The following is a 14,713-nucleotide window of genomic DNA, read 5'->3' on the forward strand; positions in this document are numbered from 1 at the left end:
AGCCGCCTACTGGGTCCACTCCGACCAACCAGCAGACCCAACTGCTACTGGAATCCCGCGGCCCACAATCGAAAGGCCGCGTAGTGTCCTGCGCCTGAAATTCGTTGAAGATATTTCGCCAGGGAGTTGAGGATTTCCTCGGCGGTCTTCTTCCATACGAACGGTTTTGGGTTGTCGTTCCATGTGGTGATCCATGCGTTTACCTGGCGTTCGAGTGATTGGACGCTGGTGTGCACGCCGCGACGCAGGAGTTGGTCGGTGAGGTAGGCGAACCAGCGTTCGACCTGGTTGAGCCAGGAGGAGCCGGTCGGGGTGAAGTGCAGGTGAAAGCGCGGGTGTCGTGCCAGCCACTGGTAGACGGCCGGGGTTTTGTGGGTGGCGAGGTTGTCGCACACGATGTGCACGTCCAACTCGGCCGGCACCGCCTTGTCGATGGCGACCAGAAACTTCTTGTACTGGGCTGCGCGGTGACGTCGGCGCAGCTCGCCGATCACGGTGCCGTCGGCGACGTTGAATGCGGCGAAAAGTGTTGTGGTGCCGTGGCGTTGGTAGTCATGGGTGCGTCCTTTCGGGCATGCCCGGCATCGTCGGCGATACTGGCTGGGAACGGTCCAGTGCCTGGATCTGGCTCTTCTCGTCCACGCACAGCACCACGGCCCGCTCGGGCGGATTGTGGTACAGGCCAACAACATCGACGACTTTCTCCACGAACAGCGGATCGGTCGAGAGCTTGAATCCGTCCTGGATATGCGGTTTGAGGTCGAACCTGCGCCAGATCCGCCCGATCGTCGATTTCGACAATCCGCTGTGGGCTGCCATCGAGGCCCGCGACCAGTGCGTCGCGTTCACCGGTCTCGACGCCAACGTGTCGGTGAGGACCTCTTCGACCTGGTCGAGCAGAATCGACGGCGGCCGACCCGGCCGCTGCTCATCGGCCAAACCAGCCAACCGCGAGGCAACGAACCGTGACCGCCACTTACCCACCGTCGGTGCCGAAACCCCAAGCCGCACAGCGACTTCGGTGTTGGGAGCGGGCTCGGCGCAGGCGAGCACGATTCGGCATCGTAGCGCATACGCCTGCGACGAACTCGCCGCGCGCGCACCACGGGTCAACGCCGCCCGCTCCTCATCACTGAGCACCAATTCGGACTTCGGTCGCCCCATCACCACGCACCGAACCTACGCCCCCACCAACACATCCCGGAATAAATTGAACGAATTTCAGGCGCAGGACACTAGCTTCAGCCCGTCCAGGTCATGAAACCCTAGAGAAGTCCCATTATGCATTGCAGGGCAGGCACTTTCGCGTTTTCACACACCTCCGGGCATCACATTTCGTGAAAAATCCAGGCTAACCAAAGAGTTAAGGCCGTCCAATTCCAATCACCCTTGCCTTACATGAGGCGAATATTTGTCATTTATGACCCATAACCACCATATTCTCAGAGCGTTGCGGAGTTTCGACAATTATACTGGATTCATCTACGGAACCTGCTGGGTCATCGACCCAGTACAGAGCACCGGCAAGCACGTATCCAGCTATAGTTCCACCCCGCAGGGAATAGAGATTACGGTCCCCTATCTCGCAGTTCATGAATTGACGAAATCTTTCCATCTCAGTGTCATTCGCGAGCGAAACCTCCAATGAGGCATAGCTCTCCGCTACTGCAATGGCTGCAACATTTTTGAATAGAATGTCTACTACCGACTCGTACCTGAGGGATTGCCCCCCATGATAACCACTCCGACCACTACGAAACAGCAACTGCGCATGACTTCCCACATAGCTCATATGAAATTTTCGATCGAATCTAACCGGCAATTCACCTGGAATTATGCGCACCGGAATTCCTTTCTATATTACCAATAGAACGTAGTGGTTCAGGCTATTTTAAATATGGATTAGGTATTGGTTTCTGATTCTCATAGAAATTCACCCTACCGTGAACCCCTTGCCTGGAAAGGTAACCATTCAGCCTGTGCGACTGATGGTTTGAGTGGTGTGGCGGCTTGACTATGGGCCCGGCAACTGGTCAGCTTGCTGGGTGTCCGATCCCGTGCCCACTGTTGAGCAACTGCTCATGGTTGTGGCCGAGCAGGCGCGGTTGATCGGGGAGTTGCAGGCCAGGATCGTTGAGCTCGAGCGGCAGTCGAAGCAGAACTCGAAGAACTCCAACCGTGCGCCCTCTGGTGATCGGTTGAACCGCAGCCTGTCTCGTGCCCAGCAGCGCAAGGCTGGTCGTAAGCCGGGCAAGCAGTCCGGCGATCAGGGTGTCACGTTGCGTCGCAAAGAGATTGCCGATGATTCCTGCGATTACGTGCCGGGTGCGTGTGGTAGTTGTGGCGGCGGTCTGGCTGGTCGAGAGTCGGTGAAAGTGGCTGCGCGGCAGGTGGTCGACATTCCCGAGGTGATCGCGGCGTCGGTGTTCGAGCACCGCCTGCACTCGGTGCGGTGCGGGTGCGGTCATGTCACCGCGGCGACGGCCCCGGACGGGGTGAGTGCACCGGTTCAGTACGGCCCGAATCTTCGGGCGTTGGCTTGCTATCTCGTGGTATATCAGCATGTTCCGGTGGCGCGGGCCGCGGAGTTGATCGCGGATGTGACCGGGGCGCGGCCGTCGACGGGGTGGATCAGTTCGGTGATCGCCGCGACCGGTGAGGCACTTGCCGACACCGACGCGTTGATCCGGGCGCAGTTGATGGCGGCGTATCTGCTGCATGTGGATGAGACCTCGATCAATGTCAACGGCTCGAAGATGTGGCTGCACGTGGCCTCGACCGCGACGTTGACCGCCTATTTCCTGCACAAGTCCCGGGGACGGGTCGCGGTGGATGAATTCGGGATCCTGCCCGGCTATACCGGTGTGTGCGTGCATGATTCGCTGTCGGTGTATGACGGCAAGGACTACGCTGGCGCCGTCCACGCCTTGTGCGGGGCGCACATCGCGCGAGAGTTGGTCGCCGCCGGTGAGGCCGATCCGTCCAACGCCTGGCCCACCGCGGCGCTGGACGCGTTGTACGGGCTCAACACCGCCGCCCACCAGGCACGAGCGCTGGGCCGGTCGGCCATCGCGGCCGAGGTCCTCGACCCACTGCTGCACCGGTGGCGCCATGCGGTGTTGTGCGGGTTGTCCGATAATCCCCGTCGCGCCGGCCTGAAACAGTCCAAGACCCGGAACCTGTTGACCAGGTTGAAGTCCCGCGAGGACGAGGTGTTGCGCTTCGCCCGCGACTTGCAGGTCGGCTTCACAAATAATCAGGCCGAGCGCGATCTTCGACCCGTCAAAACCCAGCTGAAGATCTCAGGCTGCCATCGCTCGAGCGACGGGGCACGAGCGTGGCTGCGAATCCGCAGCTACATCTCCACCATGCGCAAAAACGGCGCCCCCATCCTGGATGGTCTCCACGCCACCATCAGCGGAAACCCTTGGAACCCAGCCACAGCCTGAATGGTTACAAGTCGAACTCGAGTGGGTTCGGCAGTGACGTGCGAGCGTCCATCGGTTCCCTTCACGGGTGGCAGGCCAAACCGGTAACAGCGACTTCGCGGTTCATTTGCCAGCGTTGATCTCCGACAGTACCGGTCCGATTACCGGGTTCTTGGTCGTGGCGGGGACGGTAGTTATCTGCGACGAGGCAGACGGGCAAGTTGGGCGAAGAATTCGTCGATTTGCTTGATGGCGGAGGTGAATTGGTCGAGGTCGGCGGGTTTGGTGACGTAGGCGTTGGCGAACAGCCGGTAGCTGCTCAGCACGTCGTCCTCGGCCGAGGAGGTGCTCAGGATGACCACCGGCATGTCGGACAGCTCGTCATCGGCGCGGATCTTCGCCAGGATCTGCCTGCCGTTGTATTTGGGCAGATTCAGATCCAGCAGCACCAGGTCCGGGCGCGGGGCGTCGAGGTGATCGCCTTGGCGGAAAAGGAAATCCAGGGCTTCCTGCCCGTCCCGCGCGACATGAAGGTTGCTGGCGATGTTGTGCTCTTCGAACGCTTCCCGGGTCATGAGTTCGTCGCCGGGGTCGTCTTCGACGAGCAGGATATCGACGGGTCGGGTAGAGATCATCACAGCAGAACTCCTTCAACGGCCGGCTAGGCCAGGTTAGCGGGGTCGTCCTCGGAGACGACGGGCAAGGTGAACCGGAACCGGGTTCCTTCAGTGTGCGCGGTGTCGACCCAGATCTTGCCGCCGTGGTACTCGACAATCTTGCGGCACACGGCGAGACCGATTCCGGTGCCGCCGTATTCTTCTCGACTGTGCAGGCGCTGAAAGATGATGAACACCTGCTCGGTGAACTCAGGCGCGATGCCGATCCCGTTGTCGGTCACCGACATACCCCACATCCCCGATGCGGTGTCGAGTTCACAATCCACTCGGACGAACGGGATACGGTCGGGGGCATGGAATTTGATGGCGTTGGCAATCAGGTTCTGCCACAACATCGTCAGCAACGTCGCATCGCCCACAGCCTCGGGCATCTGGGCGGGCAACTCCAGCCGGGTGCCGGTCTCCTCGACAACTGAGGAGAGGTTGCTTACCGCGGTATCCAGCGAGGCACGCAAATCGACCCGGGTAGTAGCTTCGGCGACTCGCCCGACCCGGGAGAAGGTGAGCAGATCGTTGATCAAGACCTGCATGCGTTTGGCGCCGTCGACGGCGAAGTCGATGTATTGCTTGCCGCGCTCGTCGAGCTGGTCGCCGTAGCGTTTGTCCAGCAGCTGGCAGAACGAGGCGACCTTCCGCAAAGGTTCCTGCAAGTCGTGTGAGGCGACGTAGGCGAACTGTTCGAGTTCGGTATTGGAGCGCCGCAGTTCCTCGGCCTGAAGGTCGAGCTCTGTCTTCTGTTGCGACAGAACCGCTTCCTGCGCGCGTGAGGACGCCAGCTCCGACACCACCCTTCGGCGCATCCGCTCCACCGTGTCGGCGACCGTGGCGACATCGGCCGGGCCTGCGATGTCGATGTGGTGATCGAAATCCCCGTCGGCCACTCGTAGCGATGCCGACGCCAAGGCCGAGAGTGGCCGGGCGACAAGGCGACGTGCCAGCACGGTCAGTATCGCCCCGGTCAGCAGCGCGAGTGCGACCATGAGCGCGAGTACCCAGTTGCGCAGGGAGCGGGCATGTTCGAGTGCGCGCCGGTCCGCGGCGATCGCCGCGGACAGATCGGTGCCCTGCGTATCGAAATGGGTGCGCAGTTCGTCGAAGAGCGCCTTGCCCTGCGCTGAGGTAGCGGTCAACGCCGCAGGTCCGGCGTCAGAGTTGCGCGCATAGTTGGAACGCCAGTTGTCCGCGGCACGCTGCACTGCGTCCAAGTTTGCGAGCAGTGCGGGGGATCCGGCCACGAGGGCGCGGATTTGATCGGCGGCGCGGGCCTGTTCCGCTAGCCCGTCGGAGTAGGGCTCGAGGAACTGCCGATCACCGGTGAGGGCGTAACCGCGGACGCCGGTTTCCTGATTGATCAGCGCGTTCTGCAAGCGGGTGGCCTGCAGCAAGGCGGGCTGAGTTTGGTTGAGCACTCGGTCGGTCGCGTTGGTGGTGTTCGTGATCACCTGCGCGCCCGCGGCTGCGGCGAGCACGACCACGATCCCCATCACGCCCAAAACCAGCTGAAACCACGTTTGCACGGTGAAGCGCCCGACCCCGCGCTCGCGGTCCGGTCGGGTTGTCACTGTTGCACCCGTTGTCGACCAATCACCGATGAGCACATTGACACCGCTGCAGCGTCGATCCACCGCACAACGGGGAGTAGAAGCGGGGAGCGCGGGCTCTCCACAGAGAAACCTCCGAATCCAGACACAGGCGCACCTAGGCGCGCGTCATCGCACTCAACAGCCGTTTGCTGGACCGCGAAGTATCGAAATACTAACCGGTCCCGGTCGATCCGAACTCATCCGTGACCAATGCAGGGCGGCGCACTGTCGTTCCCTGTGACAGACCGGCCGCTGCTGATTCCCCCTCCGTGTAGACCTGCCATGAGCTGGTCCCCTAACGGATGACTGGTATGGGTGTACTGCGGAGGACCAGTGCAGCCGCGACCAGAGCCGCGGGTGCAGTCAGTACTACGAAGGTCGGTGCACCCGTGAGTCCGACGACCGCGGCACCGGCGGCGGATCCGGCTGCGAAACCGGTCGTTGTGAGGCTGGTCGCCCAACCCTGCGTTTCGTTCGCATAGCCGTCCGGTCCCACCGTCCATACCGCCGTGTACAGGTGGGTGAACGTGCTTCCGATCGCCAATCCCGCCAGCGGACAAATGAACAGCACCGCGATCGGCCCGATGGTCATTGCGAACCCGAGCACCAACGCGCCGACGACGAACAGGCCGAGTAGTGCAGGCAGTATCGGTCGCCTCGGCGAGGACATCGGACCGAGCACCAACGCGCCGACGATGCTGCCCACCGAAAGGGCCGCGAGGAATCCGCCGCTGTATCCGCTGACGTGGTGTTCCTGAGCATAGATGGGCAGCACCACCTCGATCACCGAGAGTGCCGCGGAGAAGAACAGCAGTGCGCCGAGTACCCGGCGCAGCGGCCGAACCCGCAGCGGCCCGGCCCAATCGCCGGTGTGCTCCGTCGGCGCGTGCGGGCCGACACGCACCGTCGACATCAATACCACCGCGACCGCCATCAGCGCGCTGGTCGCGACGAAGGGCGCGAACGGCGAGACCGAGACGCTCAGCCAGGCGGCCAGCGCAGGCCCGGTGATGAGCGTCAGGTCCATCAGCGCGGACTCCACCGAATTCGCCGCGGTGAGGCCCCCCTCCCCCGCGATCGCCACCCAGTGGCCGCGCAACAGGATGCTCACCGGCGGAAACGACAACCCGATCAACGCGGCCGAGGCCAGCACGAGCCCGAGGGACAGCCGGGCCGCCGCGCAGACACAGAGTCCGCCGATGCCGATCAGGTAGCCGACGAGACACACCCCGAGTACGACAGGCACCGGGTGCCGATCGGCGAGCCTGCCGCGCGCCGGGCTGCTCGCCGCGTTCGCCACCAGCATCGTAGCGATCACCAAACCCGCTGCGGCGTAGGAGTATCGGGGCGACAACAGCAGTAGTGCGCTGACCGAGAAAGCGTTGATGGGCAGCTTCGACGCCAGACTGGCCGACAGCAGCCGGCCGCTGCCCGGCGCGGCGAACAGCACTCGATAGGCGGCCTTCATATGGCGGCCTGGCCGGCATCGTCCAGGAGATCCCTGGCGAGTGCCCGGGCCACATACGTGCCACCCTCCCGCAACAGATCGTGCGAGCCGGGCAGCATCCGCAGCCGGAACGAGCCGACCGTATGTTCTTGCCAGGCAGCAAGTTCGGCGCGTTGCACGGTCACGTCGTTCAGCCCGCCGAAGACCGAGATCGGGCAATCCAACGCCGGACGCGGGCGATGACGGTATCCGTCGGCCAGCGTGAACCACGCCGCCACCCGAGCCGAGTCGGCAACGAAAGCGCCGCGCGCCACGGCAGCGAGATGCGGTGGCGCACTGGCGGAGACCGCGAGGCGGACCAGCGGCAGGCCATCGCGGAGGCGCTGCGCCAGTTCGTACGCCACCAGACCGCCGAAGCTGTGGCCGAACAGCACCGTCGGGCGATCGGCCAGGGCCACGACGGACGAATCAAGTGCCGCGAGAAGGGAATCCACGTCGGCGCAGCCCTCGGGGAGGTCCATCGGATGAACGTCCACCTCGGGGGGCAGCATCGTGCGCCACGCCCGATACGGTGCGCCGTAGCCACCGGCCGCGGGGAAACACAGGAGCCTGATGCTCGCCGCACTCATGCGCCGGCCATGGCGACGAGTTCGCCCAGTGCCGGTGCGTCCAGCAGCATGTCCAGGGTCAGCGGCAGCTTCAGGTCTCGCGTCGCCCGCGTGACCAATTGCGCGGCGCTCAGCGAATCCCCACCCAGCGCGAAGAATTCGTCGTGCACTGTGACCTCCGCGAGCCCGAGCAGTTCCGCGACAAGTCGAGTCAAAGCTTCCGCTCGATCGACGGGACTACCCGTCGGAGGCCGATCGATCGGCGGGTCGGCCAGGTCGCGCAGTCGCGCGTAGTCGACCTTCCCCGACGGACCACGGACAAGTTCCGGGACAGACTCCAGGCGGGCAGGCATGAGGTGATCCGGAAGTCGTCCGCGCAGCCGCGCGCGCAGCTCGTGCACGTCGACGTCCGCCGGGCCGACCACGAACGCGCACAGCCGCCCGTGCACCGCGACCACCGCGACCTCGGCGAGGTCGAGCAACCGCCGGAGTGCGACCTCGACCTCCGCGGGCTCGACGCGGTGCCCGCGAATCTTCGCCTGACGATCGATCCGGCCGAGGAACTCCAGGCCGCCCGCCGTGCGCCGCACCCGATCCCCGGTGCGGTAGACGCGCGAGCCCGGCGCACCCGCTGGATCGGGCCGGAAGGCGTCGGCGGTCTCAGCCGGTCGGCCCCAATAGCCCCTGGCCAATCCGTCTCCGCCGATCCACAATTCGCCGACCTCCCCGTCGCCGACCTCGTTCAGCTCGCCGTCCCGCACGAACGCCGACACTCCGTCGATGGGATACCCGATCGGCACCGACCCCTCGAATCGCCCGGATCGCCACGCGGTGGCGTCGATCGCGGCCTCGGTCGGGCCGTACATGTTGTAGAGCGTGGGCGACCGGTCCGGCGGAAACCGCCGGGCCAGCGCTTCCGGGAGGACATCCCCGCCGCAGAACACGTACCGCAGCGACGGACAGTCCAGCAGACCGGGTTGCTGCTCGGTCAACAGCGCGAGCTGCGACGGTACCGCCGTCAGCGCGGTCACCCGCTCGGCCAGCACGACGTCGACCACGGCCCGCGGATCGAGGTTGGCCTTCGGCGGCAGGATGATCAGGCGGGCACCGTTGGTGAGTGCCGCGAAGATCTCCCAGACCGACGGGTCGAAGCTCATGGACGTCAGCTGCAGCACCGCGTCGGCGTCGGACAGTGCGAATGTCGCCCGGTCCCAAGCCATTCGGTTGGCGATGGCCGCGTGCGACACCATCACGCCCTTCGGCCGCCCGGTCGATCCCGAGGTGTACATGAGGTACATGAGGTTGCCGGGGTGCGGCGTATCGGGCAGGTCGGTGACCGGCTGCGCCGGCAACGATTCGTCGGTATCCAGGCAGAGCAGCAGGCGTTCGTCGGACAGCCACTCACGCATCCAGTCGTGCGTGACCACGACGGCCGGGTCGGCGTCATCGATCATGTCGCGCAGGCGATTCGGCGGATGCGCCGGATCGAGCGGCACGTAGGCGCCGCCGGATTTGAGCACACCGAGCACCGCCACCACCAGATCGACCGACCGCTCCACGCAGACGCCGACCGGTACGTCCGGTCCGACGCCGTATTCGCGCAGGGCGTGCGCGACGCGATTGGCTCGAGCGTTCAGGTCCGCGTAGGCCACCTGCTCGCCACCGCAGACGAGTGCGACCGCGGTCGGCGTCCGCCGCGCCTGTCGTTCGACGAGCCGGTATTCCGGAGTGTTCGCGGCGAATGTCATCGAATCTACAACGGCATCAACAGTTTCGGCCGCATCGATCGGCAGCGTCACCGTGCCGTCGGCGGCCTCGGCGCGCATGGCAGCGAGCGCGCCGAGCGCCGCGGCGGGATACCGCGCGAGGCGAGCGAAGTCCTGGATCGGCCCCCGGCGTAGGAGGCCGTGGGCACCGCACACCCGCGTCGCGAGCCGGGTCACCTCGGCGGTCGCCTCGGCCGCGAGGACTACGGCGCCGACAACCTCTTCGGGGGCGACGACACCATCGTTCAGATCCGCCGCCAGTCGTTCGGTCAGCAGCCAGGCGCCCTGAGTCCGTGCCCACGCGGCGGCCAAGGCGTGCCCGACCGACTGGTTCGCCGACAGCGGACGCCCGAATTGGTGGCGAGAGTCGGTCCGTTCCAATGCCGTACGCAGCATCCGGCGACAGCCGCCGAGCAGATACCCCGCGGCGACCAGCCGGGCGTGCGCGAGGGCCGCCGGATAGTCGGACGACCGCAGCACGTCACCCGGCTCGATCCGCACATCGTTGAGCTGAATTCGACACGACACCGGCGACTCCGGCACCCACGCCGGCTCGACGACAACGCCGGTCCGTGTCGCCGGTACCACCGCGACCGTGATCGTCGAATCGTCGAGCACCAGCGGGAGCAGCAATTCGATCGGCCCGGTGCCGTCGCCACCAGCCTGCGCCCAGCGGGTCCCCCGGACGGACCACCCGCCGCCGAGTCGGCTTTCGACCTTGAGCGGGCCGGGCCGCAACGGGCTGTCGTACCCGTGTTCCACCGCCGCGACCAGCACTTCGGTTCCCGCGCCGATCGCACGTTCGGCGTCGAGGCGCCCTAGCGCCACTCGGCCGAGATCGGGCGACGCGGACCCGGCGTCACCGAGCCGATAGGCGGATCGCAACGCCCCCAACAGGTCTCGCACTCCGGCCGGTTGCGCGGCACCGTCGGCCGGGCCCCCGAGTAGCCCGCGCAGGTTCGCCTGGATGATCGAGAGCATCATTTCCGAGGTACCTGCCGCAAGGGTGAGACCCACCGCTTCCCGCTGCGCCGCAACCAAACTCGACTCCGCCGCACCGCCGGACAGCTCCCCGTCGACCGAACGAGCATGGTCGACGATATCGGCGGCGAGTTCGGTGTTGAACCATTTCGCGACCGCGGCAGGCACCGCGGCGGCCTCGGTTCCCTGCGCGGCCAGGACCCGCACCGCATGCCATGCCAGTTCGCGACCGGCCTGGGTTCGGCGCGCCAGCCCTGACATTCGATGGTCGGTCTCGACGCCGAGGGGCCCGTCGATCTGCCGCAGGTGCTCGACCGATGCGTTGAGCCACCGGCGGGCACGCCCGTGATAGCCGAGCCCGGCTCGTTCCAAGGTCAGCGCGCCGACCAGCAGTGGCCACCCTTCCCCGACCCGGCCGAGCAACTGATCGTCATCGACCGGCAGCCGATCGAAGGTGACCTCGTACAGCGTCTCGACGTTGATCGTGTCCAACGCGGTGGTCCGAATCTCGTTGGCGTGCAGCGGAACAAGGAAGAGGCTGAGTCCCGCGTAACCGTCGCCCTCGCCGGTGCGGGCCGCGCAGATCGCCAGGTCGGCCAGATGCGCCTTGGCGTTCCACACCTTGGTCCCGCTCAGCAGCCACCCGGTCGCTGTCTTGGTCGCCACGCTGCGCAGTGAGGCCAGGTCCGAACCCGCCTCTGGCTCGGTGAGCAGTGCGGTGGCCAGACTGCGCCCCGAGGCGAGTCCGGGCAGCACGCGCTGTCGTTGGGCCGGCGTGCCTGCGAGCAACACGACCTGCCCCACGTTGTAGATCCCGTTGACGATCACGGTGTCCGGCACGCCGTGCAGGGCAAGCTCTTCGGCGACGATACCCGCCTCCACCCACCCCAGCCCGCGGCCGCCGTAGCGCACCGGCCAGTGCGGCGCGATCAAGCGGCCCGCGCCGAGCTGCCGATACAGCAGCCGAGGATGACGCTCGGGGCTCCCCTCGGCCGCGCTGCCCAACCCGGCCAGCTCCGCCCGAATATTGTTGCGGGAAAGCAGGTCTCGCACCTCACCGCGCAAGCGCCGTTGGGCCACCGTGAACCGAGTCATCATGCCTGCCCGTGCGCGATTTCCAGCGACACCTCGGCGCGGATGGTCGCGAGGGTGCGCAACACCTCGTCGCTGTCCGCGCCCGACACGTAGAATCCGAGCGGGATCGTGAGATCGTCCCTGGTGACCGGGACGTGGTCACCGGGTCGACAGTCCACCAGCACCTCGTCGATGCCGGGCAGGTCGCGCACCACGTCGAGTCCGTGGATGGCGATCAAGGTGCCGGGGCCCTCCTCGTTGTGGATCGCGAGGGCACCGCATCGGGCGGTGAACTCGACCGGCGCGTCGAACAGCAGCGGACGCGCGCCGAGAAAACACCGGATCGAGTCGTGGAAAGGACGGAACTCACTGTGCTCGAGCCACATTCCGACCATCGGACCGCCCGGCAGGCGGGCGGCGATCTCCATCAGGTAGATGCCGTCCGCCGCACACTTGACCTCGACGTGGCTGGGGCCGCGCTCGATACCGAAGGCGTCGAGGACGGTCCGCACGTACTCGTCGACGCGGTGCCACTCGGGGTGCGTGTCGTCGAGCTGCAGGTTGTCCCAGATCGGGAAGTCGTAGTCGCGATCGTCGGGCTGCAGGTATTCCCACATGTCGACCAGGCGGTGCTCGCCCTCGAAGCTGTAGTAGTTCGCCGAGATCTCGCGGCCCCGAATGTAGCGCTCCACCAACCATTCCGAGATGGGCACGTCGAAGGCATCGAGGGTTTCGAGGTGATCGAGGTCCGCTACTGCCTCGGCGTCGGGCAACAGTGTCACGCCCCGGGAACCGGCGCTCGCGGTGGGCTTCAGTATCGCCGGGAAGCCGATATCGGCAGCCGCCGAGACGATTTCGGCCGCGGAATGCACCAGGCGAAATTCCGGAATGCGCAGGCCGACGGCGCGCGCATGTTCGCGCATGGCCGCCTTGTTGCGCCGCGCCCAGGCCAGCGAGTGATCGTTGCCCGGCAACGCGAGCAGCTGTGCGATCCGGTCCGCGAGATGCGTGCTCACCTCCATCGCCGGCACGATCGCCCGGATCGACAATCCGGCTTCGGTCAGCACCCGCACTGCCTGATCCGGGTCGCGCGCGTAGAAAGTCAGGTCGTCTCCGTCGGCGTGATCCGGTGCGGCGGTCGTGTATTCGCACGTGTACAGCGAGACGACGGTGAACCCCAGGTCGCGGGCGGCCGTCTTGTAGCCCGCACCATTGCGAGTCGGATCCACCAACACGACAGCTGGACGATCAGTGCTCATAACGCGCTCTTTCCTCGGTCGAAACAGATAGTGGGCAGCGACTCAGGCGGCACTGCCGTGTTCTCGAAACAGGCTGTCCAGCAGCAACTTGTCGTGCCGTTCGCCCGGTGCCAACCGGTTGATCACCAGCAGGCAGGGCACCCCGAAATCGCCGCCGGGAAACGCGCGAATCCTGGTGGCGTTCACGCACACCGACCAGGCCGGGGCCTCGCCGCGCGGCAGTTCCGCACCTGTCTCGGCATCGAAGACGCGGCTGGTGCCGGTAAGCAGCACGCCGGCACCGAGTTTGGCGCCCTGCCGCACCCGGGCTCCCTCGACCACGATCGAACGCGAACCCACGAACGCGTCGTCCTCCACCACGACCGGCACCGCGCCGGCCGGCTCCAGTACGCCACCGAGCCCGACCCCGCCGGACAGGTGCACGTTCGCACCGACCTGCGCGCACGACCCGACCGTCGCCCAGGTATCGACCAGCGTCCCCGCACCGACCCGCGCGCCGATATTCACGAACGACGGCATCAGCACGACGCCCGCGGCGAGGTGACAGCCGTAGCGGGCGATGGCGCCGGGCACCAGCCGGACGCCGGGGAATGCCGACTTCAACGGCATCCGGTCGTGCTGGCGAAACGGTCCGACCGCGCTCTCACGCATCGGAAACAGCCGGAACGACAACAAGATAGCGCGCCGGGCCCGTTCGTCCACGACCACCTGGTCGGTGTCGGGTTCGACCCACGCGACCGCGGCCGCGCCGCAATCCAGCAGGTCCAGTGCCGCGACGACGACGGGCAGCGCGGCCGGGTCGCTCGCGGTGAGGTCTGCGCGCCGCTCCCACAACTCGTCGACGGCCTCGGGGATCTCGCTCGGCATCGCCATCACCGTGACGCGGAGCGATCGAGCACCTCGGGATGGTGCAGCGCGATCAACTCCGGAAAGGCCCGCATCATGCCGCGGAGCACGTTCGCCCCGTAGCTGGCCGTGAGCGGATTCTCCGGGTCGGCCACCACGCCCGCTGCGTTCTGGACAGCGTCGGTGTGCAGCGGACGCATGACCGCGTCGAGCCGCGGGTTGTAGAAGAACGGGGTGGAATAGCGATCGACCCCGGGCGGCGGGCTGACCACCCGATGCGTGGTGGCCCGCAGGTAGCCGCGGGTCGAAACCTCCAGCAGCTCGCCGAGATTGACCACGAACGCGCCGGGAATCGGCGGCACGTCCAGGAATTCGCCCTCGGTCAGCGAGACCTGCAGGCCGCCATGGTCGTCCTGCAACAGCAGGGTGAGCAGACCGTAGTCCTTGTGCACGCCGATACCCTGGTCGTCCGACGGCCGTTCGTCGCCACGTCCGGGGTAGTGCAGCAGTTTCATGTGCACCTGGGGATCGGGGGCGACGACGTCGTCCAGGAAGTCCTCCGGCGCGGCGAGCGAGGCGAGGATGAGCCGGAGCAGCCGGTAGGACAGCCCCGTCAGGGCGGCCATCCAGTCGGTGATCGCCGGTTCGAGCTCCGGCATGGCGGTGGGCCATTGGTTCGGGCCCGCGAGCCACGCCCACGGTGCGGCACCGGGGCCGACCGGCCCTGGCTCACGTTCGGGGCCGATGTCGAGCTGGCGTCGCTGGTCCGGCGCACCCTTGGTGAGCTCCCGGCCGACCTCGGAGTACCCGCGCAGGTGCGGCGATCCGAGGATGCTCAGCTCGGCGAGCTCCGCCTCCGGGCGGTCGAAGAATTCTCTGGTCAGCTGCAGGATCTCGGCGCCGTTGTCGACGCCGTGCCCGACGAGCTGGAAAAAGCCGACGTCGTGCACTGCGGCCGATAGCTGCGCCAGAAACAGCGCACGCGCCGACGGTCCCCGGTCGGCATCCCGCAGGTCCAGGACAGGAAGGACGTTCGTCATGTGG

9 protein-coding genes and 1 pseudogene are annotated in these 14,713 nt (G+C 66.1%); 1 reads left to right on the forward strand and 9 read right to left on the reverse strand.

The genetic code is table 11. The features are described 5' to 3' along the window. Positions 1–44 precede the first annotated feature (44 nt). A pseudogene (locus ACQPW1_RS29635) lies at positions 45–1,164 on the reverse strand (IS630 family transposase). Positions 1,165–2,057: 893 nt separating this feature from the next. Here ACQPW1_RS29635 and tnpC point away from each other — a divergent pair. After that, on the forward strand, positions 2,058–3,449 hold the full coding sequence (gene tnpC / locus ACQPW1_RS29640; protein WP_433655073.1) for an IS66 family transposase: 1,392 nt from the start codon (positions 2,058–2,060) through the stop codon (positions 3,447–3,449). 173 nt (positions 3,450–3,622) lie between these two features. Here the strand turns inward: tnpC and ACQPW1_RS29645 are convergent, their stop codons facing one another. The 8 genes from ACQPW1_RS29645 to ACQPW1_RS29680 form a co-directional block, all read right to left on the reverse strand. Beyond that, positions 3,623–4,063, reverse strand: a complete 441-nt coding sequence (locus tag ACQPW1_RS29645; protein WP_433665363.1) for a response regulator — start codon at positions 4,061–4,063, stop codon at positions 3,623–3,625. A 26-nt stretch (positions 4,064–4,089) separates the two neighbouring features. Next, positions 4,090–5,589: an ATP-binding protein gene (locus ACQPW1_RS29650; protein ID WP_433665364.1), complete on the reverse strand. Its 1,500-nt coding sequence runs from the start codon at positions 5,587–5,589 to the stop codon at positions 4,090–4,092. A 394-nt stretch (positions 5,590–5,983) separates the two neighbouring features. Further along, positions 5,984–7,156, reverse strand: a complete 1,173-nt coding sequence (locus tag ACQPW1_RS29655) for an MFS transporter (RefSeq protein WP_433655074.1) — start codon at positions 7,154–7,156, stop codon at positions 5,984–5,986. Beyond that, positions 7,153–7,764 carry a thioesterase II family protein gene (locus ACQPW1_RS29660; protein WP_433655075.1) on the reverse strand — a complete coding sequence of 204 codons (612 nt, stop codon included), beginning with the start codon at positions 7,762–7,764 and terminating at the stop codon, positions 7,153–7,155. The genes ACQPW1_RS29655 and ACQPW1_RS29660 overlap by 4 nt, the downstream gene beginning before the upstream one ends. Further along, positions 7,761–11,585 (reverse strand): amino acid adenylation domain-containing protein, encoded by a 3,825-nt coding sequence (locus tag ACQPW1_RS29665; RefSeq protein WP_433655076.1) that lies wholly within the window; start codon positions 11,583–11,585, stop codon positions 7,761–7,763. The genes ACQPW1_RS29660 and ACQPW1_RS29665 overlap by 4 nt, the downstream gene beginning before the upstream one ends. Then, positions 11,585–12,823 (reverse strand): ATP-grasp domain-containing protein, encoded by a 1,239-nt coding sequence (locus ACQPW1_RS29670; protein ID WP_433655077.1) that lies wholly within the window; start codon positions 12,821–12,823, stop codon positions 11,585–11,587. The genes ACQPW1_RS29665 and ACQPW1_RS29670 overlap by 1 nt, the downstream gene beginning before the upstream one ends. Before the next feature lie 42 nt (positions 12,824–12,865). Continuing rightward, a complete protein-coding gene (locus ACQPW1_RS29675; RefSeq protein WP_433655078.1) occupies positions 12,866–13,690 on the reverse strand; it encodes a 2,3,4,5-tetrahydropyridine-2,6-dicarboxylate N-succinyltransferase in 825 nt (274 codons plus the stop codon). Positions 13,691–13,695: 5 nt separating this feature from the next. Beyond that, positions 13,696–14,709, reverse strand: a complete 1,014-nt coding sequence (locus ACQPW1_RS29680; protein ID WP_433655079.1) for an isopenicillin N synthase family dioxygenase — start codon at positions 14,707–14,709, stop codon at positions 13,696–13,698. Positions 14,710–14,713 lie beyond the last annotated feature (4 nt).

Origin of the sequence: Nocardia sp. CA-128927, from assembly GCF_050955855.1 — a bacterium.
Taxonomy (GTDB): Bacteria; Actinomycetota; Actinomycetes; order Mycobacteriales; family Mycobacteriaceae; genus Nocardia.

What these genes read in the sequence shown, in the direction of transcription:
- ACQPW1_RS29645 (WP_433665363.1), bottom strand. Translation starts at nt 4,063, where the DNA reads ATGATCTCTACCCGACCCGTCGATATCCTGCTCGTCGAAGACGACCCC.
- ACQPW1_RS29650 (WP_433665364.1), bottom strand. Translation starts at nt 5,589, where the DNA reads ATGGGGATCGTGGTCGTGCTCGCCGCAGCCGCGGGCGCGCAGGTGATC.
- ACQPW1_RS29655 (WP_433655074.1), bottom strand. Translation starts at nt 7,156, where the DNA reads ATGAAGGCCGCCTATCGAGTGCTGTTCGCCGCGCCGGGCAGCGGCCGG.
- ACQPW1_RS29660 (WP_433655075.1), bottom strand. Translation starts at nt 7,764, where the DNA reads ATGAGTGCGGCGAGCATCAGGCTCCTGTGTTTCCCCGCGGCCGGTGGC.
- ACQPW1_RS29665 (WP_433655076.1), bottom strand. Translation starts at nt 11,585, where the DNA reads ATGACTCGGTTCACGGTGGCCCAACGGCGCTTGCGCGGTGAGGTGCGA.
- ACQPW1_RS29670 (WP_433655077.1), bottom strand. Translation starts at nt 12,823, where the DNA reads ATGAGCACTGATCGTCCAGCTGTCGTGTTGGTGGATCCGACTCGCAAT.
- ACQPW1_RS29675 (WP_433655078.1), bottom strand. Translation starts at nt 13,690, where the DNA reads ATGCCGAGCGAGATCCCCGAGGCCGTCGACGAGTTGTGGGAGCGGCGC.
- ACQPW1_RS29680 (WP_433655079.1), bottom strand. Translation starts at nt 14,709, where the DNA reads ATGACGAACGTCCTTCCTGTCCTGGACCTGCGGGATGCCGACCGGGGA.